This window comes from Arcticibacterium sp., from assembly GCF_055134445.1.
In genome coordinates this window covers 1-22,959 of record NZ_JBSRVI010000077.1, presented here as the reverse complement: position 1 = coordinate 22,959, position 22,959 = coordinate 1, and the positions used below count along the sequence as shown (strand labels likewise).

Below are 22,959 nucleotides of genomic sequence, written 5' to 3'. Positions count from 1 at the left end.
AGAGAATGGCCAAGATTGGTAAATAGAAGTATGCTAATTTTCTAGTACTCATAGAAAGAATGCTTTTAGGCAGGTTTAAAGTCAGAAAAAGAATTATCGTTATAGAATAGAACAATTTTACTAATCATTTTCTGATGAACATATTTAGCATCGTTGTTTAAAGACGAAGACACCGAATTTGAAGCCATAGCTGCCCCAACATTAGACGACTTAAAATCAGTGAAAGAATTATCATCGTAAAAGACGACTATCTTCACTATCTCTTTCTCACCTGCTGAAGCAGCATTCGCTGAGAATAGATCCGCTTGTGCTTCTTTTATATCCTCATTTTCTGTATGAGCGTCTTCTGCTATTATTTTTAACAAATCTAGATTCAACGCATGCTCATCAAAAGTCCATTGCACACCCAATTGTGGAAATTGCATAAGAATTTTTTGAATAATTTCTAAACTTGGCCTATTTCTTCCGGCAATAATATGGCTAATGATGGGCCTACTAACACCAATATGATCAGCAAATTTAGAACTACTAAAGCCTAGCTCTTTAATAATTATTTCAATTTTCTGGTTTAAAGTCATCTTATTATAATCGTTCTCTTATAGAAATATCAATTCATCGTTTACAAATATATGTCAATTTGTTTACATTTCCAAATAGTCAATTTACATTACTAAACTTATTGAATTTACATTTCTGTTGCTGGGTGTTTATGATTGTAAATTCAGACTTTCTTCTATACTAAGTAGTTATATCAAAATATTTGTGAGAGAAAAGAAGGTTTGGCGACTCATAGCATTTCATAAATTTTCAAAAATAAATGAAATAGTCTTTGGAATTAACATTTATTATATGCTACCTTTGAATATAATAAGTCGCGAAAAGAGATTCCGACTACGTGTAACTTTCCAATAATATAAATAAAACTTTAAGACGTTAATCCTTTGAGATTGTCTTAAAATAAAATAGCCACACTTTTTAAAGTGTGGCTATTTGCTTTTTATCATTCTAGGTTCCTTTCTACATCTTAAACCGCTACGTCATTCTCTCGAAGTGCATCGTTGAGAGATGTCTTTAAGTCTGTACTGGCCTTTCTTTTACCAATAATTAAAGCACAAGGGACACTGTAATCACCTGCAGGGAATGACTTAACCTGAGTCCCAGGAATAACCACAGAATCTGCAGGAACATAACCTTTATAAATAACGGGTTCATCCCCAGTAACATCTATTATCTTTGAGCTTTTAGTAATGGTTACTCCAGCTCCTAGGACAGCACGTTTACCAATATGAACACCTTCTACTACAATACACCTAGAGCCAATAAAAGCACCATCCTCAATAATAACTGGCGATGCCTGAGCAGGCTCTAAAACTCCTCCTATGCCAACTCCACCGCTCAAATGAACATTCTTACCAATTTGAGCACAGCTACCCACTGTGGCCCAGGTATCCACCATGGTTCCAGAGTCTACAAATGCTCCAATATTGACATAAGAAGGCATTAAAATTACACCAGGGGCTAAATAAGCACCATATCTAGCAACCGCCGGAGGAACAACCCTTACACCCAATTCAGCATAATTCGTTTTTAAATCCATTTTATCATGGAATTCAAATATTCCAACCTCTGTAGGAACCATCTTTCTCAGAGGGAAATAAAGAATAATTGCTTTTTTTACCCACTCATTGGTTTGCCAAGAACCATCTTCTAATGGTTCCGCTACCCTTAACTCTCCTTTATCTACCGCTTCCACTACATCATTAATGGCAGTAATTACATGCTCACTCTTTAATAATTCTCTGTTATCCCAGGCTTCAAGGATTATTTTTTGACGTTCTTCCATTAAACTATTCAAATATTTGGTTAATAAATTTTTACTTGATTATAACATACTCAAATAACTGGTTAGTCGAGTAATATAGGTCGTGAATGAACCCAAAAAGCAGGATGTTATTTTGCACTTTTGGCAACCAAATAATATTTGGCTACCGCTCGTCACCTTCAAGCATTCTGCAAAACTAAGACATAATTCTAAATTGCCCATCTTCTAAGCATTTGTATTTTTCAAACCCTCCTACCCTTAGTATTAAAACCCAAACAGTTAGGAATGCTATTTATTTTAACAATATTAATGACATAAAAATAAATTGTATTATTCCCGTAACTTCTTGCTACTTTCATAGAATACTTCAGCATTATTATAAAAGTGCTATTTTTGTGTATCATTTACCATAAAAATTATAACAGAAATGAAGGATATTAAAGTTGCTATTAATGGCTTTGGAAGAATCGGAAGATTAGTTTATCGTCAGATATATAACATGGAAGGCATTGATATTGTGGCCATTAACGACCTTACAAGCCCAGAATCACTAGCTTATCTCTTAAAATATGATACGGCTCAAGGTAGATTCGATCAAGAAGTTACCGCTACTGAAAATAGTATTATAGTAAACGGAGACAATATAAACGTATACGCTCAAAGAGACCCATCTCAAATTCCATGGGCTCAGCATGATGTTGATGTGGTTTTAGAGTGTACCGGATTTTTCGCTTCTGACGAGAAAGCTTCTGCACACCTTAAAGCAGGTGCTAAAAGAGTGGTTATTTCTGCACCAGCTACGGGTGATGTAAAAATGATAGTATTTGGTGTAAATCATGAAACTTTAGATGGTACAGAAACTATCATTTCTGGAGCTTCTTGTACAACAAACTGCTTAGCTCCTATGGCTCAAGCATTGAACAACTCATTTGGCATCAAAACGGGCTTAATGACTACAATTCATGCTTACACTAACGACCAAAGTACGCAAGATGGTCCTCATAAAGATTTTAGAAGAGGAAGAGCTGCTGCTGAAAATATAGTTCCTAATACTACAGGTGCTGCTAAAGCTATAGGTAAAGTATTACCTGAATTAGATGGTGTTTTAGATGGTGCTGCTCAACGTGTTCCTACATTAACGGGTTCGTTAACAGAATTAGTAACCATCTTAGACAAGAAAGTTACAGTTGAAGAAATCAACGCCGTAATGAAGGCTGCTGCATCTGATAGTTATGGTTACACAGAAGACCCTATTGTAAGTTCAGACATCATTGGTATTACTTATGGTTCATTATTTGATGCAACTCAAACTAAAGTACAAACAGTAGGTGATAGCCAATTGGTTAAAACTGTTAGCTGGTATGATAACGAAATGTCTTACGTTTCTCAGTTGGTTAGAACGGTTAAATATTTCGCAGGTTTAATCCAGAAATAAGATTTTTTGTTAAACACTAAAAATCCCCATTGCTAATTTAGCGATGGGGATTTTTTTATGTGCTGTCATTGAATCTCTGATGATTAAACCCGCTTTATGTATTAGGCAATCTCCCGATTTTATCGGGACCGTAGCTAAATTGCTACAAATCAGTATACTTCGCCAAGCTCAACACAGGCTACACCCATTTAAACTCAAACACCATAGCACATCGACATTAGCTCAGGGTAAACGCTATGCTAATTTCCTTTAATTGTCTGATTTATCGTACTTTAGCTACTCATTACAATTCTGCAATGCATAAACCGGGTTAAACCAATAGTTTAGCTTTAATATAGTTAATGGTATAACCTTTTTCCACCCATAGGTTCTCATAATGAGTCTGTATACCATGGTGTTCTGCTAACAGAGCCGAATGATATAAATCATCTGTATATCCCAATATCTCGAAATCACTATCATTAGATATCATCTCTAGGCTATATTCATAGAGAAATGGACTATCCGTTTTGAGCCTAAAAAGGCCATCTTTTTTAAGGTACTTCTTATATAAATTAAGAAAGTGTTGATTGGTAAGACGCTTTCGCTCTTGTTTCTCGCTGGGTTGTGGATCTGGATGAATAAGCCAGATTTCATCAACTTCTTTTTCTTCAAAAAACTCATCCAAATACTGAATTCCAGTCCTCAAAAAAGAAGCATTTTTCAGATCTTTATCTAACGCTCTCTTACTTCCCCTGGCAATCCTGTCCCCTTTGATATCAATACCAATGAAGTTTTTATCCGGTACGTTTTCAGCTAGACCTACGGTATATTCTCCTTTACCACAGGCTAATTCTAATACCAAAGGTTGCTTTTTCTCAAAATAAACCTTATTCCAATTTCCTTTAATAGTGGTATACAGGGGCTTACCATTCTCTATCACGTTCCAAACCTCCTGATTATGCTGAAATCTATGTAATTTTCTTCTCGACACTTGATTATAAATTTTCTAATTCTGCTACTAAATAGGTACTTCCTCCAATATAAATAAAATCGTTTTTCAAAGCTCTTTCTTTTGCGACAACTAAAGCATCATTAACATTAGCAAAGTAATATGAATCTAATATGTTAAACTTGTTAGCACAGGCTTTTAGTTCTTCTAATGATTTCGAACGCAACGAATTAAACGAACAAAAGTAATAACTGGCATCATGAGGTAATAGATTTAAAGTAGTCTTCAAATCTTTGTCCGCAGCAAAACCCAATATAAAATGTACTCTATTATAGAGATGTTTACTAAGATATGTCTGTAGTAATCTAAAGGCATGAGGGTTATGCCCTGTATCACAAATGGTTAAAGGATTAATGGCCATTTTTTGCCACCTTCCTTTTAATCCCGTATTTCTTATAACATGTGCTAGCCCTGAAGTCAGTGATTTACTAGATATATTATAGCCTGATGAATTGTTAATTATATTAACACAAGTGATAACACCTAATAAGTTCTGTTTTTGATAAGCACCCTGAAGATCCAAACCGATTTCAAACTCATCATCATTCTTCAAACCATCAACTATATAATTAGTTAATCCTTCTTTCTCTTTTATGAAGCGACCAATATAACGCTCCTGAGCAAATATAATTTCAGACTTTCTTAATTTAGCTTGCTCAAGAAATATCTTTGTAGTTGATATATCCTTTTCAGAAATGACTACTGGAATATTTTCTTTAATGATTCCAGCTTTCTCAAATGCTATTTTCTCAAGGGTATCACCAAGTACATCCACATGGTCAAATCCTATATTTGTAATTAGAGAAAGAATAGGTTTTATAATATTGGTAGAGTCTAGCCTTCCTCCAAGCCCAGTTTCTATAATGGCTATTTCTACCTCTTCCTTAGCAAAGAGTTCAAAAGCCATGGCAACAGTCACTTCAAAAAATGAGGGTTTTAATTCGGCGATATATTCCTTATGTTTTTCAACGAAATTGATCACATAGTCCTCTTCGACTATATTTCCATTGATTTTAAATCGTTCTCGGAAATCTTTAAGATGTGGGGAGGTATACAATCCCGTTTTATATCCGGCTTCTTGAAATATAGAAGCCAACATATGGGAGGAACTTCCTTTACCATTGGTGCCCGCCACATGAATACTTTTAAACTTTAATTCAGGATTCCCCAAATATTGACAGAACGCTTCAATATTCTTTAATGAAGGTTTTATAGCCTTGATACCAGAATTCTGAAATGCTGGCAACTGAGCGTATAAATATGTTACGGTTTCTTGATAATTCATTTTTGCTAACAAAATGTTCGCAAAAATACTAAGGCTTAAGGCTAATTTGTAATGTTAATAGTAATAGTTCCGCTTGATTTTGGAGGCGGAGTTCCTTGTGGTGTTAAAAAGCTTCCTAACCTCTGTTGAATGTAGTTTTTGTAAAAATTAGTTACACTTGGACTTACGGTAGATTGGCTCGGCACTATAGCAATTACCTCTCCTCTATTATCCACAGTAACCTTAAATACGATAATACCTGTCTCTGAGCTATTATCTTTAGGTAAGGTAAAACTCTTTCTATTCCATCCAGAAATACTTACTGAGGCTCCACCGTTTCCTCCAGCACCAGGATTACCATAAAGGCTTTTTCCGTCTGGTGTACCCCTTGGATCACCTTGATCTCCTACATCCCCAGGTCTTCCATCACCATTATTATTTCCTCCTTCACCATCTCTCGTTCCTGTGGTTCCGTTAGAATTACTACCAGACCCAGATTTTTTCATTACAGAACCAGTGTCTACACTTCTAGAAGGTGCGGGCGGCGTAGGTTTTGATGCAGGAGCACTAGGGCTAGGACTTGCTGGTTGCGGTTTTGAGTTTGTTGGTGTTTTCTTCATAATCACGGGAGATTTCTCCGCTTCTGAAGTTATAACAGGTGGTGTTTTTTGTGGCGTACTTTTAGGAGGGGTAGGTTTTGTGCTTGGTGTAGGAACAACTTTTGCAGGAGGCGTAACCGCCTTTTGCGTAGTGGCTTTATCCGCTGGTTTTACATCATAATTATTAGGAGAGTTACTGGCCTTATTGGTGGTTTGAATATCACCATATCCAGTTAAATCTAAACCGTAATTTAAATCCACGCCCATGGCTATGGGCTCTTCTTTAGGATCATAAATGATTTTAAAAAAAACTAAAGCTGCCAAAAACAAAACGTAAAGCCCAGCACTAATCATGAGTGCTTTCCTTTTATGCTCTTTATTATCTATTGCTAATTCCATTTTCGTCAAAATATACGGACTTATCGCCGGTGAACTGTTCTATACTAGCAGACATGGTTTCTGCTTCTTCTATTCCTATAACGGGCACATATACCCTTCTCATGCCATTAACCACCTTTATTTCTGCATTAAAACCAGCGGACTTCATTTTGTCTACTAATTTATTGGCGTTTTCCTTATTTTTGAAAAGCCCAGCAGAAACTTCAAATCTTTTTATATTTTCGCTGCCCTGCTCCACAAGACCCTCGTGAATTTCCTTAAGTATCATTTCCTGAGAAGTAGAATCTCCCATTAAACTATCATTCTCGTAAACAACACTATCTGGAACACTTTGTATGGTCGTATCAAGAACTGGAATTTCTCTTTTTTGAAAAGGCCTATAGAGAATCACGTAATATAAAGCACCAAATATAAATAATACAGGCAGAATGTAAAGCAAATATTTTAACCATGGCTTACTTTCTTCCTCTTCTTGATACTGATATTCATACGCCCCAAGAGTTGTGTTTTCCCCAACCGAGGCATTTGATGGTTCAGGAGTATCACTTATCGGTTCTGAGACTTTTAACGCTGGTTTAGCTGGAACCGTAAACTCAATATCTGAAAAACTAGGTTTAGTATAATAGTTGATTTCAGGAATAAATTGCCCTTCTAAATGTCCGTCTTCCGATTTGCTAATAACACAAACATCAGCCAAGACTAATTTATTGTTCGTATTTAAACCCGTTTTGAAATCAAATAAGTAAGCTTTGAGTCGGGCTTCAATTTCCGCTTTAGAAAAGTTCTCTTTTTTTAGAATATAATTAATAAACTTATTCCCTTCATCTGAGACTAGTAAATGATTAAACTCGAAAGTTTTAAAAGGTTCTATAAACGCTCCATTTTCTTTGATTTGAGCTTGCGTAAAAGAAGCTATAAAAGCACCTAAACCAGGAATGACGATGAAGTCTTCTTCGTAAAGTAATTCTTTAAGATGCTTATCAAAGTTTATCATTCAGAAAGCCAATATTGGTTTTAAAGAGAGACGTTTATTCCAACAAGAAAGTTAAGACCTTGCTGCGGATAATTATAATACCTCTGGTAATTTTTACCAATGATATTATTCAATTTCACAAAGAACGCAAATTGCTCACTGAAAAGGTAGGTAAATTCTGCATTCAAATCTGTAATGGCTGGCAGTTTAACATCCTCTCCTATTACTCCTATGAACGGGTCTCTTGCATAAGAATTACCAATATAGTAAAAATCAATATTTGAAACAATTTTGTCAGAAACCACAAATGTGTTTCCTAGTCTACCTTCAAACGATGGCCTGTGGTAAGGTTTGTCAAATTCAATGGTTTCATAATACCAATAATCCGCTGTTAAGTTAGTTCTCCAAAATTCCTTTGGCTGGTAATTAAACTCCGCAGAAACATTGACAAAATCTGTTCGATTGTTATCATATTCTATTTCAAATTGACGCGTTCTAGGATCGCCTTCATAGGTATTGAAAAAATACAAACCAGTAAACTGCCCGTAAGATGCTTTGAAGTTGTAATTCAAACCTGAAAATAAATCTCCTCGGCTACCAATAAATACTTCCATGTCTTTGGTGGTATTTAGAATCGATACATTCGGTTTTAACCAAGGGTTTTGGTCTAACATTGAACCTAAAGTATTACGAATGATATCTCCATCATATCCTGCAAAAAAGTAGTAAAGGGCAGGTGTTTTGTAAGTTAAAGTAGCCGTAGGGAAACCTTTTGTTTGATTGACTTGTGTAATTTGATCAAATTCATTCACGGCTTTAAAACCAAGCTTAGCATTAAACTGATTAAAATCAATATTAAAGGAAGGTTCTACTCTAAATAGATTCCTCTTCCCTACTTCTTGGTCAAAATAACTATCCGTTCTTTCTGTTAAATAAGTCTCCCCTTTTACCATCGCCGTAACTCTATCTTCAATCAGCGGGAAAGTGGCATCGAATTGTGTTCCCCAATCCGTTTCTTCCGCATCATATCGATATTGAGGAAGAACATTTTTATTACTCAATTTTCTTATGTTCGTTTTTATTGAATAATCCAAAATGGGTTTTGGTTTGGTATTCTGTAAAGCGACTCCAAAATTGAAAATATTTAATTTTTGTTTAATGTCATCTTTTTGGAAATCATAATTTGCTGTTGTATCGTAGCCATAAAATCTATAATTTCTGGCTTCGAAACCTAAATTTCCTTTAAGTTCAAACCCATTGGCATTGTATTTTCCGTCAAGCTTTATTTGGTCTAAATTTATCCCAGAATTAACGCCTTGAATGGGTCCTCTTTTAGCCGCATTATGCAAACCATAAATACCGAATACTGTTTTTTTACTTTGATCAGAGTTTATAAAAGTCTCTGCATATAAACGTCCATAGTTACCTGCACCTACTTTAAAATAATTGGCGTAACCAGCACTTTGAGTTTTCCCTTTTTTATTATCATCTACAGGTGAAACGATGTTAGGTGCAAACTCTACTTCTTCTATGCCATTTGGCTTTTTTTCAAAAAAAGTATAAGCCATTTCTCTTTTCTTAGTCACTTTCTCTTCCGTCGGTATTTTGTCAAATACCCTACTGGCCTTTTGTAACTTAACTTGTTTCTCTTTAGTAATGGTGATTTCCTCATCACCAATACCCGTATTTTGTGCCAAAGCAGAGATGCTTAGGCACATTAAAAACAATATCTTATTTGAATTCAATTTCATCTTTTAACTTAAATTCTAATTATTTAGGAACATTTTTCAGTTTGGCTTTTGCAATACTCACTGTTTCTGGATTGCCAGAGTTTTCTATAATAGAATTCAGCGTAGCTTTTGCCATGAAATAGTCTTTTTGACCCAAATAGGAATCGGCAATCAGTAAGAAAGCCTTTTCGTACCATACGACATAGTCACCGAAGACTTGGGCCAACTGCTGCATCTCTTTAATGGCATCTTCATATTTGCCACTGTCAAAAAGAATTTCACCAAGTAAATATTTAGCCTCTGCCCCATTAACATCTTTATCCATACCAATAACTTTATCAAACTGTGCTCTAGCCTGCGTAAAATCACGTCTTTTCATATGACATTTACCGATAAATAACTCCGCCTTATTTTTGATGCCTATTATCACCCCACCACCATCAGAAATAACTTCTTTGCAATACTTAATGGAATTCTCATAATCCCCCAAATAGTAATAAGATTGAAACAAACCTTCCCAAGCCGCGACTTGGTCTCTTTTATTATCACTTGAGCTTAATACGTTCTGATAATCCGAAACAGCATCTCTATAGTTTCCAGCTGCATACTCAATATCGGCAGCTCTAAACGCGGCCTTGCCAGCCCATTGAGCTTGACCATCTGAAACTACATCTTTAAAATAAGGAAGGGCACTAGCAGGGTCATTTGAAAAATAATATGCTTCTGCTATTAAGTATCTGGCTTCACCAACATTTGCGTTTGATGGATTACTCTGAATAAATCTTTTCAAAGCCGGGATGGCCGCCGCGTACTTCTCCGTATAATAGAGGTTTTTAGCGGCGTCATATTGCAGTGCTACCGCTGAAGAGCTTCCAGGATTATTTTTTTGGTATTCATCCGCTATGTCTGCAAAGTCTTCACTCCTACTGGTCAAGTTCATAATGTCTCTTAAACCTATGAGTGCTTCATTAGAGGTTTCATGACTTCCGAAACGATTAATAAGGATTTTATAATCTGCCACTGCTTTATCATAATTCTGAACATTACCATAAGCAAGGGCTCTTTTTAACAAAGCATACGGAACCAACACTGACCTTGGTCGTTTTCTGAGCATTTCAGATAGTGTAGTAATAGCCGTCAAATAATCATGTTTTTCCATTTCTAGGTTTCCTCTTTCAAACAAGGCGTCGTCTAGTAATCTGGAATTGTCATAGACTCTTGCGAACTGGTCAAAAGCGGCTTGGGCTTCTGCTTTACGACCCATAAAATCTAAAGTAACCCCCTTTTGGAATAATGCGTAGTCTTTGTCTGAACGGTTGTTGTCAAGGGCTGAATTATAGCTTTTTAAAGCATTAGAGAAATCTTTACGAATTAAATAGCAATCGGCAACCCTTAAGAGTGCATCTTCTCTACTCTGCTGAGAATCTGCGGTACTGGAAGAAGCTAAGAAATCTTTGAAGTAATTGAGAGCTTGTGCATACTGTTCTTTGTTATAAGCCAGGTACCCAAGGCTATATAAACTCTTATTCCTTTGTTCTTTTGACCCAGACTGGGATACTTCTTTGTATAAAGCTTCCGCACCTGGTTTTTCAGCCGCAAAAGAAGCTTCTGCTTTCCAGAATTTAGCATTTTGAACAATGGTCTTATCTATAGGCTTGCTGATGGCCTTATCAAAATAGGTAATGGCTTTATCAAAAGACTCCGCATTATATTCTATGACCGCCTGTGCATAACATAGCTTTTGATACGCTTGATCTATTTTAATTGTTGTTCTTTTAAGGTTCTCAATGTAACCAATGGCCTTCTCATAATCATTGGTTTCAAAAAGTACCTCACTCATTAATTCGTTGGCCTCGTCAATATATTTGCCAGAAGGATAGTTCATCACATAATCTCTAAGAGAAGTTATGGCTGACTCTGTGTTGTTTTGTTCTAGTTGAACTTTTATATAATTGAAACTTGCTTCCTCTTTTATTTCTAGATCGAAATCGGTCTTTCTGGCAAAATCAAATGCCGCCATTGCGGCCGTCAAATCTCCAGAGTTTAAAGCTGAAATACCTAAATAATAAGCCGCCTGCTGCCCTAATTCATCTTCTCTATCTGCTATGATTTTAAAAACATCAATGGCCTTTTTATGCTGTTCTGTTTTATATAGACTGTATCCATGTCTAAAAGTTAACTGTGGGTCTACAGTGCCCCTTCTTAAAACTTTAAATCTATCATAATACTGAGCGGCTCTTTCAAAATCATTTTTAAAGAACAGTACTTCAGCCGCTACCATACATATTTCATCCGTTTTACGTCCGTTTGGGCTTGCAATAATAGGCTCTGCATAGGCTAAAAGCTCATCATATTTTTCTTGTCGGTACAAAATCTGGGCTATCCAGTTAGGAACTTCAATTTTATAAGGATTTACATTCTCTACCCGGTGTAGATCTACTAGTGCCTCATCAAAGTTTTCATTTTGGAAATTTATTACGGCAGCATAATAAGCGGCATTGATAGCATTCTCTGCCACCGTTCTTTTCACGTAATTAAATTCAACAAGTGCCTTATCAAAATCTTTTAGTTGATAATAGGAGATGCCCAACTTATATCTAAGTTCGTAAATGGCAATATTATCTTGTCTAAAGTCAATGGCCTTGGTGAGGTATTCAATGGCTTTAGCATAATCTCCTTTTTCGTAGAAATTTTCTCCTAGATCACTAAAGATTATTTTAGCCTTTGGATGTTCACTGTGATTCAGTACAAATCTGTGAACTTCAATATCCGCATCTGTGGCATTGGTATATAGTGCCGATACGGCAGAGTAATACTCGGCATTAGCGATATTGAATTGGTTCGGATTAAAAGACGTAGAGGATTTATCTACGTAAGTTTTAAATTCTTTTCTTGCTGCCGAATAAGCTTTTTTCTCGAAAAGTTCCACCCCTGTGTTATAGTGGGCTTCCGTTTCTGTATAACTAAGTGTGTTTTGAGAAAAAACTAAAGGCGAGTAAACGATACAAGAAAAAACAATCGAAAAGATTTTTTTCATCGAAAAGCGAATTCTGTGATAGTGTTAAAAACCAAATTTAGGAAAGATGTATCTCAATATGCAGCGTTTTGCGGTTTTAAGTTTTCTTTTAGAATATTACGCTTTTAACGTCGGGTTTTGCTTAAAATTGCAAAATTAATCTTTCAACGAATAAAAATCAACAATTCACTATTTATGAAACTCAGAAAGTACCTCTTTTATCTCCTTATTACCACCACTTTATTCTCATTCCACTCCCATGTTTTAGGTCAATCTAACACGGCAATTTCTTATGAATTAAGTATGCCTGAACCTGAAACACATTACTTTGAAGTGGGAATGACCATTAACAGTCCACTTACTAATTCCAGTTTGCTAGATAAAAAACATGTATTGGTTAAAATGCCCGTCTGGACCCCTGGTTCTTATTTAGTTAGGGAGTATGCTGGAAATGTAGAAAATTTTAAAGCTACCAACGAAAGCGGAAAGACCCTACCTTTTAAAAAGATAGACAAGAACACATGGCAGATTGATATTCAGAACTCCAAAGACGTCAAAGTTGATTATAAGGTTTATGCTAACGAATTGACGGTACGAACCTCTTTCATTGACGCCAGTCATGGTTTTTTAAATGGGGCCAGCATATTTATGTTTGTTCCTGAGCTGATGAAAAAGGTCGCGGACTTAAAGATAAATCCTTATGAGAAATGGTCTACCATATCAACAGCTCTACCAGAGACAGCTAAAAACACTTTTGTTATTAAAGATTTTGACACTTTGGTGGATAGCCCAATAGAAATAGGAAACCACGAAGTTTTGGAGTTCGAGGCTCTTGGTATCCCACACAGAGTGGCCATGTATAGCTCTTCCCCTTTAAATTACGATAAGGCAAAACTGCTTAAGGATTATAAAAAATTGGTGGAAGCCGCCACATCAGTAGTTGGTGAAAACCCGCTGGATAATTATTTATTCATCATCCATCATCAACCAGGCATTGGCGGTGGTTTAGAGCATTTGTTTTCTTCTACTTGTCAGACTTCTACCTACGCATACAGTTCTGAAAAAGCATATGTTGCTCTTTTTAATTTATTGGCCCATGAATATTTTCACTTATGGAATGTAAAGAGAATACGCCCAGTAGCTCTTGGACCGTTCGATTATGAAAAAGAAAACTACACCCACATGTTATGGGTTGCAGAAGGTTTTACAAGCTTTTACGAAGAAATAATCCTGAAAAGGGCTGGAATGATTGGAGAAGAGGATATGCTTCAGGTTATTGCATCTGCTATTTCTACTGCCGAAAATACCCCAGGTAACAAGGTTCAATCTGCAACAGAAGCCTCTTGGGATGCTTGGATTAAATATTATAGACCCAATGAAAACGCAAACAATAGTAGAATTTCTTACTACGGAACAGGGGGGGTATTGGCAGCTCTTTTGAATGCGAAAATTATTGCTAACAGCAAAGCAGAAAGGTCATTAGATGATGTCATGAAACTTTTATATCAGAAATATTATAAGGAATTAGGGAGAGGCTATACTGATGAAGAATTTCAGATGGCTGTGGAAGAGATTCATGGTGGAAAATTGGACTACTTCTTCCAGAAATACATTGCAGGAACAGAAACGCCTGATTATGATCAAATCTATAAAGGTGTGGGGCTTCAAATCACCGACGCAAAAGAAAATTCTGACCTTCCATATTTAGGTATTACAGAACGCAGCGGAGCCATTTATAGGTTAAGCAGTGATGGTAGTGCGTACCGCTCGGGCTTAAATGTGGGTGACCTAATTATAAGCATTAATGGAAATAGCAACATCAATTTCGCCAATGCCTTGATTGGTAAAAAAGTAGGTGAAAAAATGACCGTAAAAGTGAATAGGAATGCAGAAGAATTCGAGTTTACTTTTGAGCTTCAAAAAGATCCTCGAAAATCATATTCTCTTGAAAAAATAAAGAAAATGAGTGCCGATCAAGCAAAAGCATACAGCAAATTTGTAGGTAACTAATTCCGAAAATACTTAAGAATGAAGGCTGTGTCATTTCGGATGATACAGCCTTTTTACTTTTTAGCGTTTTCTTGAAAATTAATTATAGCCGAAAACAGTCCTTCAACCCGCTTTATTCATTAGAAAACCTCCCGATTTTATCGGGACCGTATCTAAATTACTTCCTATCGGCAAGCTCAGGCTAAGACAAATCATTTCACTTCCTCAGGCTCAGTGCAGGCGTAAACGCATTTAAACTCAATCACCAGAACCCTTCCACAATAGCTCAGGGTAAACCACTATGCTAATCTCGCTTAAATGTCTGATTTATGCCACTTTAAAACTCATTACAATTCAACAAGGCATAAACTTGGTTCAACATTGACCTCTGTTCAAGAGAAAAGCAATGGGGTTTTGGTGATAAGTATGGCACTATTTTGGTTTAATACTTACCAAAGCTTTATTTTTACTAAAATTTCTTAATAAAACGAATGTCTTACGCTACTACAGAAATTACTAGTGCAGAAATAATATCTGATAATCCAGTACATCAGAGGTTATACTTCCCTTATGAAGAGGCCGCTAAGGTGATCAACGGAAAAGTTTTAGAGCTAGGCTGTGGCTGGGGTCGTGGGGTTGAAAAGCTTATTTCAGCTTCTGAGCATTACACCGGATTAGATAAAAACAAAGAGCTGATAACGGCTCTACAAAAGAAATATCCGGACCATCATTTTAACACAGCTGATTTTCCTGATTTATCAGCATTTGAAGACAATACTTTTGACTTTGTTGTGACCTTTCAGGTCATAGAACATATCAATGACGACCATAAATTCTTAAAAGAAGCTCATAGAGTTCTTAAGCCAGGTGGTAAAATTATTTTAACCACCGTAAATAAAACATATAGTCTAAGTCGAAACCCTTGGCATATAAGAGAGTATCATACCAAGGAGTTGAGTAACTTAATGGCCAAATACTTCAAAACCGTTGACACTATGGGTGTTGGTGGAAATGACAAAGTTTGGCAATACTATGAAGAAAATAAAGTCTCTGTAAATAAGACCATGAAATGGGATGTGCTAGACCTTCAGCACAAGTTACCATCCTGGATGCTCAGAATTCCTTATGAGTTTATGAACAGAAGGAACAGAGAAAAACTAATGAGTCAAACCAATGGCTTGGCTGCAGAAATAAACTGGGACGATCATTTTTTATGTGTAGACCCAGACCAATGCATAGATTTCTACTTTATGGGCACTAAGTAATGCACTTATATCTGCATATTCCTTTTTGTAAGCAAGCCTGTCATTATTGCGATTTCCATTTCTCTACCAATACCTCTAAGAAAACAGATGTGGTGAACGCCATATGCAGGGAAATAGAACTACAAAAGGAATTCTTAAAAAGTAAAAGTTTACAGACAATATACTTCGGCGGTGGCACCCCTTCCCTACTCGATATTGGTGAATTGGAAATGATTTTCAAGCATATTTATAGCCAGTTTGAGATAGAGCGAAACGCTGAAATCACCTTAGAATGTAATCCTGACGATATCACTATTCCTAGATTAAAAGAATGGCTTTCTGTGGGCATTAACAGGCTTAGTATAGGTATTCAGAGTTTTAATAACGAACACCTTCATTTTCTGAACAGAGCACATCATGCAGCACATTCCGAAAAGTGCATTCATGATGCCCTTCGAGTAGGTTTTGAGAATTTAAGTATTGATTTAATCTACGCAATTCCATCGGAATCGAATGAAATCTGGAAGTCCGATCTTCATAAGGCTTTTAGTTTTGGGGTATCCCACATTTCTTCTTATTGTTTAACCATTGAGGAGAAAACTGTCTTTGGGAATAAAGTTAGGCAGAAAATCATGAAACCTATAGATGATGATTTTGCCTCCGACCAATTCAATATTCTGTTGGAAGAAATGGAAAAAAACAAGTTTGAACAATATGAAATTTCCAATTTTGCTAAGGATGGCAAATACGCTGTGCATAATACTTCATATTGGCAAGGTGACGAATATTTGGGCCTAGGGCCGTCCGCTCATTCCTTTAATGGAAATCAGAGATTTTGGAATGTTTCCAATAACGCTAAATATCTAAAATCCATAGCAGGGGGATTTGTTCCTTTTGAGTTTGAGAATCTATCTGCCAATGATAAAGCCAATGAATACCTTATGACTGGGCTAAGGACCAAATGGGGTGTAGATTTAAAAAAACTTAGAACATTGGTGTCTTTTGATGGTACTGATTTTAAAGATGCTACTGAAAAATTCAAGTCGAAAGGGCTTCTAATATCCATAAACGATACGCTCAAATTAACACAAGCTGGCAAGCTTAAAGCAGACTTTATAGCTTCCGAGCTTTTCTTTTAATAGCATCTTCGGGTTAATTTCATCCAGATTGTAAGATTTTAAACAACATCCTTTCCTAGCATAATTATCTTTTCAATAACTAAGACTGTAACTAAGACTCGCTGAAATAATCCAAATATACTCCCCTGGGTCAAAGAGACTTTCTTGGTGAGCAATGGCCACGCCAATTCCCAAAATATTATTATTATTTTTTACTTTGAAATTTTTACTGACACCCAATTTTTGAGATTTCAGGCTAATAATAGGTTCGTTAGCAGTATCTAAACCAAATCTATTTATCTCTGGTGAAAAACCTACACCAGCCGTAACTGAAAAGTATTGGTCTCCATTAGCTCCATATTTTCTATAATTCAAAGTACCCGATTTACTTAGCCCCTCATTGGAAGGGATAAGGTAAGGCACAAAGTTGATAAAAGAATTTCCAAAATACTTCCCCAAAGAGCCGGTATAAATGGTGGTGTACTCTGTAAACTTTAATCTTCTAATTCCTATAGAAGCCTCGAAGCTCTTTGGTAAGGATTTGTATAGCTGAGCTCCATATTTCAAACCTGGAAAGATGGAAGAATTGGAAACACCGAAATTCATATAAGCATATAAACCCTCTCCGAGGCTAGGATAGGCATCTATTTCAAACTGAGTTCCTAGCTCGCCAAACTTCTTATTGACGTTTACTCGACCAGTTATGCTACCCCATTTCGTTTCTTTACCATAACCGAGGTAATAATAGGTCATTGGGTCATATATTTCTGTAAACCTATCTATTGAGATACCAATACTGATATTATTGGTGGCAAAATCTTCTTTTAGTCCCTGTAAAAACTCATTGGCCAATACATTATCTGGTTCTATTTTTAGAAACGCTTTTATAGTGATAAAGGCATCATTGAGTTTATAATTATTCTTTTCGGCCTTGGCTTTTAAAAGCGTAATATCAATATCGTTAGGAAATAGAACAAGTCCTTTCTTTGATAAATCAATGGCCGCCATGGCCTGTTCAGCCCAGACTTCATTTTTTATGGCAGCGACCCAGTAATCCTTTTCCTGCTCATTCTTTTCTATTAAAATCTGCAGCTCCTTTCTTGCCAACTTATATTCTTCTTCCCAGCCATAAACAGTTCCAAGAAACAATCTTACCTCATCATAATTTGGGTATTTGACCACTATATTCTTTAAGATTTTAATCGACAAGCTCCTTTTATCGTTAAAGGCAAACTCACGTGCTTTGGCGAATTCTGCATCTGGGTCAATACTCCCATCTTGGGCCATTAAGGTCATATAGCTTGACAGAAACAGGGATAGTATGACATAAATTCTAATCATTTTTTTGTTTCTCCATTATTGATGCAAATTCATCCTGAACAGCTTTTGCCATTTTAAGGGTTTCTGAATTCAATTTTTCATCATTTTTAAACCTACTCATTGAAACATTAGCCATCTGAAGAACGTCCTTCTTATTGGCAAAATTTACTTTAATTTTCTTATTAATCTCGTTAGCCAGTTCTGGTTTATCATTCCACCAATAAAGATCCAAAATAGCACTATAAGCATCAAAGTATAAAGGACTTCTATTAATCACATAAAGAAGTTCTTTTTGAGCTTTTTCAAATTCACCGTTCCAACCATAAACTCTCCCTTTAAGTGTTATCGCATCAAAATGATTGGGGTTTTTATGTATTATATAAGCTATAAGTGCATGAGCGTCTTCATATTTTTTTTCAAAAGCCATTTCTCTGGCAATGAAATATACCTGCTCAATGGTAAGATTTTGTCCCTTAGTATTATCGTCAATGACTTTTTGTTCTTCCTTGGTATACGCTAGCTTTTGAATTTTAGAAACAGAAGGATCTGCTGGTATTATTCTATTATTTAGGGTAACAAAACGATTAAGTTTTTTATAATAATTATACCGCTCTCCTACTTGCTTTCTTTTTTCGACCTTGTCTGTTTTTGACAGACTAAAGTCTTTATTTATCTCAAAAAAGCTATCCCCCGATAAATAATAATTATTAGAAATAAAGTCTTTAAAAGCTCCTTTGTACTGCATTAAGGGAATCTCATGATCATTTATAAAATCTATAGAAGAGCTAAGATTTGATCCAATCCAAGGTACATTTTCAGAAACTATGGCTTGGTAAGAATTCTTAAGCATGGTCATAATGCTTGGAGTAATATCCATGTGAGAGCTAATTCCCTTAAATTCTTGAGCTTTCTTTTGCATAGGGCTATAGACCATCAGCGGTACATGATACCGGCAGATATCATCTTTCTGTGGAACTGGAATTAGCCTATGGTCGCCGGTAATAATAAAGATTGTATTTTCATAATTCGGGCTACTTTCATACGATTTAAGAAAGCTTTCAATAGTAGCATCTGTATAAAGCAGACTGGAAAAAATATTGATATGCTCCGTAATGATTTTCTTTTGGGTTTGGCTATAGCCCTTATTATCCCTTATTTTTTCTGCCTTGGATTGATATAAATCTCGGTTTGGAAAATTAAACGGTTCGTGATTTGATATGCTTAAGATAACATCCAATCTCGGCTTAGCAATAGGTTCTAAAAGCGTTAGTGTTTTTTTATAGATTTCAGAATCTGGATAGCCCCAACTAAAACCATTCTCATCATCAGAAAACATATCGTAACCAGGACCAAAATTTTCTTTATCCAAAACAAAATCTACACCCTCATTTTGAAGATATTTTATCTTATTATCGAAATTAGAATCTCCTCCTTCAAAGTAAGAAGTTTGATAGCCGTTCTGTTTCATTAAAGCTATGAGCGAAAGATGATCTGGTATTTCTTCGAGTTCCAGAAAACCTTTATCTCCAAAAGGTGCAGAGCCCAAAATAGATGGCAAAGCACCAAAAGAACGTCCAGTGTTACTGACAAAATTGGACCAATAGAGTGATTTTTTAGAAAGGGAATCTAAAAAGGGTGTAAAACCTTCATACTGTCCTCCTGAGCCCGTAAAATCACTTCCTAAACCCTCTACCACTAATATCACGATATTGGGTTTAATATCCTTTAAGTTTAAGTAATCGCTTAAAACATCATTATTAATATTAAGGGGTTTCATTAAAGGATAACTGTTTGAATCTCCTTCCCAATTGGAAGAAACCTCTTCAGACTTTGACATTTGGTAATCCATAGAATCCTTAACAAAATACGAAAGATTAGTACCATATTGGGCTCCAATAGCTTTACCGAAGAATAAAAAAATAACTCCAAATAACAGTGGCCAAATTAAACTTGATTTGAAACCCAAATCTGAGAAATACAACTTAATGAGAAGTAGAAATAGGGCGAAGAAAAGCACAAATGGCCATAAATCCATCATATTGAAATCTGTGGATGTCTGAAGTATCATCAAAATATCTGAAAGCGTATAACCATATAAATCGCTACCCAAGGAAAGATTGGTAGTAGAGAAATACTTATTTAAACAAAGGTTGGCTAGAAGTAAAACGAATGCAAAGAGGATAATAATAGCATTGGCCAGGCCTTGACTAAAAGTCCTAATAAGTGCGTAAGGGATTAATAATAATAAGACGAAGAAACCACCCACTCCGAGATTTATAAAGACGGTCTGAATGGCTATCCATAAAATGCCACTTTCCATGGCCTGAATATTATATAAAAATGTATTTATGATATCACTTAAAGAAAGTAATATGCTGATTCCAAAACCTATTTTGAGAAGCTGTTTTAATCCAAATTTTTCTAAAATGTCATTCATGGTTTATTTTTTATGTCGTTTTCAATCCTTTTCTCGTCATTTCTCCCCAAGTGTGCTTCCCTTTTATCATGTCTATATGACCCAGTATGGCGGAGTAAACCTAAAAAAAGGATGATATATAAAGGGTTCTACTAAAGCACTGCCGACTAGTTTTATGATATCCATACTGCTTTTGTATTGGCAGTATGTAAATTCTTCTACATAAATGGCCATGAGACTAATGAAAATCACGAAGGCATATATCATCAAAGAAATGGCATAAAAGAACTCCCAATTTATCCAACCCATAAAGCCTGCCAGAAGACAAAAAGCGAGTCCTAAAGTTTCAATAATTGGAGCTAAAAATTCAAAAAAGAACCAGTATGGATAGCTCAGCATTCCAATAACCCCATACTTAGGATTAAAAAACATAATTCTATGATACCATAAAGTTTCTATGGTACCTCTGGTCCATCTGTTTCTTTGCCTCCCTAGAATCTGAGTGCTTTCAGGAGCCTCTGTCCAGCATAAAGGATCAGGAATAAACTCTACCCTATAGGGTATTTTATGCTCTACCATATATCTTCTCATTCTCACCACCAGCTCCATATCCTCACCAACCGTGGTGGTGCTATATCCTCCAGCGGCAATAACAATGTCCTTATCGAACATGCCAAAAGCTCCAGAAATGAGCAAGAGACCATCCAAATTACCCCAAGCCACTCTTCCTAGCAGAAAAGCTCTGAGATACTCTAAAACCTGCATTCTAGCAATCCAGGACTTGGGTACAGTAATCTTTGTGATTGATCCGTTTTTTATCTCACAAGAATTTATAATTCTTATGACGCCACCAGTGGCTATTACCTTCTCTTTGTACGAAAGAAAAGGTTTAACGAGCTTTAAAAGCGAATCCTGCTCCAATATACAGTCCACATCTATACAGGCCACATATTTACTGCTAGAGACATTAATTCCGGTGTTCAAGGCATCGGACTTTCCGCCGTTTACCTTATCTATGAGCAAAAGGTTTTTAAATTCAGGCAGACTAGACCTATAAATACCTCTTATTTCTTTTGAAGGTATTGGAGTACGAATTTCCATTTCGATTTTCTCCATTTTATATGCTTTTGTGGCCTTTAACAACGTATCGTCGGAACTGCCATCATTTACTATTATAACCTCAAAGTTGGCATAGTGCAGCGATACTAAAGATCTAATATTTTCAACTATGGTCAGGCCTTCGTTATAAGCTGGTGCTATTAATGAAATAGCTGGCACTTGTACATTAGGCAACAATTCGATATAATCGGTATGTTTGCTTGTTTTTAGATATTTCCTAAGGGTAAAAATCGATATTAAACCCAACAGTATATACGAAGCCATTAGCACCGCAGAATAGACCACCAAGGTGTTTTGAACAAAATGGGATATATGTTGGAGAGTATTTTCCATTATCCAACCAGCTTTATGCTTTGATTAAGCGAATAGGGAAATACCTTTTGCGTTCTTAGTTTTGCATAATTTCGCTCTATTTTTAGTTTACTGATGGCATTGATAGAGAAAACTCTAATATCATCTACACTAGAAGTAGCACATTTTATCAGAAGGTCCACATTCATTTCGCCCTCAAATTTTTCTAAAAGAATTAGGATCTCTTTTTTTACGATTTCCGGCTGCCACAGATACTTTCTCGTTAATTCCTCAATGGATTCTTTCGCTTCAAGCTCTGTCAAAGTTCTTAATGCCTCTATTTTCAATTCATCGTCCCCAAAAAAAGAAAGTATTTCTATTAATTCCGGAATTTCAGCATGAACGCGAGCAAAAGCCACGAGTCTACAGCCAAAAAACGCATGACTTCCACCATTTTTTAACCAAATAGATAATGGAGGGACATCGATGAAGTTTTTTTCTTTTAATACATTCACTATTTTAATTTGAAACCAATCCGAAATATATGTATTAGCCTTATGAAGCTCTTTCAAACCTTCTTTGGGATCTTGTTTTATCAAAAATTCAATGAAATGATTTTTCATATCAGCATCCTTTTGTTTTCGTAAAACTTCCTTAACCTCCGTTAAGACTACGGTTGCGTTCATTTGTGATAACTCCAAAAGCCCTTCAATTATCTTATATTTATTTTTACTTCTAATCTTAGCAAGGCAAATGAGATGAAAGTTTTTCTCTATAAAATACCCCTCTAAAAAAGTGGCCAATTCGCCTTTGACACTTTTATGAAGATTAATAATCTCTTCTAAAAGAACCTGTTTTTTATAGTCGCTACTTAAAAAATACTTCTCCAATTTCCATGTCTTATAACTCAATTCGTCTTCAAAGACCAGTTCACTTATAAATTCTTGACATGCCAGTAAGACGCGGTTTCTTACTTTAATTCTAATAGACTTAGTCTTTCTACTTATCATTACGATCACAAAAAATCCTACGCTTATGAGAAACAACAGCGTGCTAGTGAAATAGAGTAATTCTATGTCGCTTATGTCAAAGTAGTTTAAGTTTTTCACTTTTATTTATAGCATATCATACCTGAGACCTCCGACCAATAAACATTTTATTTATCCTAATAATAAGTTCATTGGGGCTGAAGGGTTTTGTAATAAAATCATCTGCTCCTAGTTCAAAAGCCTC

The 22,959-nt window shown here is 35.8% G+C and carries 16 protein-coding genes; 4 read left to right on the top strand and 12 right to left on the bottom strand.

The window, feature by feature from the left end; all coding sequences use genetic code 11:
• Positions 1-65: 65 nt before the first annotated feature.
• Positions 66-578, bottom strand: coding sequence for a helix-turn-helix transcriptional regulator (locus ACTBZY_RS10210; RefSeq protein WP_463046233.1), 513 nt, complete (start codon positions 576-578; stop codon positions 66-68).
• Positions 579-1,024: 446 nt separating this feature from the next.
• A complete protein-coding gene (locus ACTBZY_RS10205) occupies positions 1,025-1,843 on the bottom strand; it encodes a 2,3,4,5-tetrahydropyridine-2,6-dicarboxylate N-succinyltransferase (protein WP_463046232.1) in 819 nt (272 codons plus the stop codon).
• Between the two features lie 406 nt (positions 1,844-2,249).
• Between ACTBZY_RS10205 and gap the strand changes: the two genes are divergently transcribed.
• A complete protein-coding gene (gene gap, locus ACTBZY_RS10200) occupies positions 2,250-3,257 on the top strand; it encodes a type I glyceraldehyde-3-phosphate dehydrogenase (RefSeq protein ID WP_463046231.1) in 1,008 nt (335 codons plus the stop codon).
• A 310-nt stretch (positions 3,258-3,567) separates the two neighbouring features.
• Here the strand turns inward: gap and trmB are convergent, their stop codons facing one another.
• Genes trmB through ACTBZY_RS10170 form a run of 6 tightly spaced genes read right to left on the bottom strand, consistent with a single transcriptional unit; the run spans position 3,568 to position 12,250 of the window.
• Complete coding sequence (gene trmB / locus ACTBZY_RS10195; RefSeq protein ID WP_463046230.1) at positions 3,568-4,230, bottom strand: tRNA (guanosine(46)-N7)-methyltransferase TrmB; 663 nt, start codon at positions 4,228-4,230, stop codon at positions 3,568-3,570.
• A 4-nt stretch (positions 4,231-4,234) separates the two neighbouring features.
• Positions 4,235-5,533, bottom strand: coding sequence for a bifunctional folylpolyglutamate synthase/dihydrofolate synthase (locus tag ACTBZY_RS10190; protein ID WP_463046229.1), 1,299 nt, complete (start codon positions 5,531-5,533; stop codon positions 4,235-4,237).
• A gap of 41 nt (positions 5,534-5,574) precedes the next feature.
• On the bottom strand, positions 5,575-6,510 hold the full coding sequence (locus ACTBZY_RS10185; RefSeq protein ID WP_463046228.1) for a hypothetical protein: 936 nt from the start codon (positions 6,508-6,510) through the stop codon (positions 5,575-5,577).
• Positions 6,491-7,504, bottom strand: a complete 1,014-nt coding sequence (locus tag ACTBZY_RS10180; protein ID WP_463046227.1) for an HU domain-containing protein — start codon at positions 7,502-7,504, stop codon at positions 6,491-6,493. The genes ACTBZY_RS10185 and ACTBZY_RS10180 overlap by 20 nt, the downstream gene beginning before the upstream one ends.
• Positions 7,505-7,524: 20 nt before the next feature.
• Positions 7,525-9,234 carry a TonB-dependent receptor gene (locus ACTBZY_RS10175; RefSeq protein WP_463046226.1) on the bottom strand — a complete coding sequence of 570 codons (1,710 nt, stop codon included), beginning with the start codon at positions 9,232-9,234 and terminating at the stop codon, positions 7,525-7,527.
• A gap of 19 nt (positions 9,235-9,253) precedes the next feature.
• Positions 9,254-12,250, bottom strand: a complete 2,997-nt coding sequence (locus tag ACTBZY_RS10170; protein WP_463046225.1) for a tetratricopeptide repeat protein — start codon at positions 12,248-12,250, stop codon at positions 9,254-9,256.
• A gap of 174 nt (positions 12,251-12,424) precedes the next feature.
• Between ACTBZY_RS10170 and ACTBZY_RS10165 the strand changes: the two genes are divergently transcribed.
• The 3 genes from ACTBZY_RS10165 (at position 12,425) to hemW (ending at position 16,601) form a co-directional block, all read left to right on the top strand.
• Complete coding sequence (locus ACTBZY_RS10165; protein WP_463046224.1) at positions 12,425-14,239, top strand: M61 family metallopeptidase; 1,815 nt, start codon at positions 12,425-12,427, stop codon at positions 14,237-14,239.
• Positions 14,240-14,709: 470 nt separating this feature from the next.
• The gene (locus ACTBZY_RS10160) at positions 14,710-15,483 is read left to right on the top strand and encodes a class I SAM-dependent methyltransferase (RefSeq protein ID WP_463046223.1); all 774 of its coding nucleotides are present in this window, start codon (positions 14,710-14,712) and stop codon (positions 15,481-15,483) included.
• Positions 15,483-16,601: a radical SAM family heme chaperone HemW gene (gene hemW, locus ACTBZY_RS10155; protein ID WP_463046222.1), complete on the top strand. Its 1,119-nt coding sequence runs from the start codon at positions 15,483-15,485 to the stop codon at positions 16,599-16,601. Before ACTBZY_RS10160 ends, hemW begins: the two co-directional genes overlap by 1 nt.
• Positions 16,602-16,673: 72 nt before the next feature.
• Here hemW and ACTBZY_RS10150 read toward each other — a convergent pair whose 3' ends face one another.
• The 4 genes from ACTBZY_RS10150 to ACTBZY_RS10135 form a co-directional block, all read right to left on the bottom strand.
• Positions 16,674-17,921, bottom strand: a complete 1,248-nt coding sequence (locus ACTBZY_RS10150; protein WP_463046221.1) for a YaiO family outer membrane beta-barrel protein — start codon at positions 17,919-17,921, stop codon at positions 16,674-16,676.
• Positions 17,914-20,337, bottom strand: coding sequence for a sulfatase-like hydrolase/transferase (locus tag ACTBZY_RS10145; protein ID WP_463046220.1), 2,424 nt, complete (start codon positions 20,335-20,337; stop codon positions 17,914-17,916). Before ACTBZY_RS10145 ends, ACTBZY_RS10150 begins: the two co-directional genes overlap by 8 nt.
• Before the next feature lie 72 nt (positions 20,338-20,409).
• Positions 20,410-21,768: a glycosyltransferase family 2 protein gene (locus tag ACTBZY_RS10140; protein WP_463046219.1), complete on the bottom strand. Its 1,359-nt coding sequence runs from the start codon at positions 21,766-21,768 to the stop codon at positions 20,410-20,412.
• On the bottom strand, positions 21,768-22,835 hold the full coding sequence (locus ACTBZY_RS10135) for a hypothetical protein (protein ID WP_463046218.1): 1,068 nt from the start codon (positions 22,833-22,835) through the stop codon (positions 21,768-21,770). The genes ACTBZY_RS10140 and ACTBZY_RS10135 overlap by 1 nt, the downstream gene beginning before the upstream one ends.
• Positions 22,836-22,959: the final 124 nt, after the last annotated feature.

Bases quoted from the DNA above. Each gene is read 5' to 3' on its own strand.
- ACTBZY_RS10175 (WP_463046226.1), bottom strand. From the start codon at position 9,234: ATGAAATTGAATTCAAATAAGATATTGTTTTTAATGTGCCTAAGCATC.
- gap (WP_463046231.1), top strand. From the start codon at position 2,250: ATGAAGGATATTAAAGTTGCTATTAATGGCTTTGGAAGAATCGGAAGA.
- ACTBZY_RS10165 (WP_463046224.1), top strand. From the start codon at position 12,425: ATGAAACTCAGAAAGTACCTCTTTTATCTCCTTATTACCACCACTTTA.
- ACTBZY_RS10140 (WP_463046219.1), bottom strand. From the start codon at position 21,768: ATGGAAAATACTCTCCAACATATATCCCATTTTGTTCAAAACACCTTG.
- ACTBZY_RS10160 (WP_463046223.1), top strand. From the start codon at position 14,710: ATGTCTTACGCTACTACAGAAATTACTAGTGCAGAAATAATATCTGAT.
- ACTBZY_RS10170 (WP_463046225.1), bottom strand. From the start codon at position 12,250: ATGAAAAAAATCTTTTCGATTGTTTTTTCTTGTATCGTTTACTCGCCT.
- ACTBZY_RS10180 (WP_463046227.1), bottom strand. From the start codon at position 7,504: ATGATAAACTTTGATAAGCATCTTAAAGAATTACTTTACGAAGAAGAC.
- ACTBZY_RS10190 (WP_463046229.1), bottom strand. From the start codon at position 5,533: ATGAATTATCAAGAAACCGTAACATATTTATACGCTCAGTTGCCAGCA.
- ACTBZY_RS10205 (WP_463046232.1), bottom strand. From the start codon at position 1,843: ATGGAAGAACGTCAAAAAATAATCCTTGAAGCCTGGGATAACAGAGAA.
- ACTBZY_RS10210 (WP_463046233.1), bottom strand. From the start codon at position 578: ATGACTTTAAACCAGAAAATTGAAATAATTATTAAAGAGCTAGGCTTT.
- ACTBZY_RS10145 (WP_463046220.1), bottom strand. From the start codon at position 20,337: ATGAATGACATTTTAGAAAAATTTGGATTAAAACAGCTTCTCAAAATA.
- hemW (WP_463046222.1), top strand. From the start codon at position 15,483: ATGCACTTATATCTGCATATTCCTTTTTGTAAGCAAGCCTGTCATTAT.
- ACTBZY_RS10150 (WP_463046221.1), bottom strand. From the start codon at position 17,921: ATGATTAGAATTTATGTCATACTATCCCTGTTTCTGTCAAGCTATATG.
- ACTBZY_RS10185 (WP_463046228.1), bottom strand. From the start codon at position 6,510: ATGGAATTAGCAATAGATAATAAAGAGCATAAAAGGAAAGCACTCATG.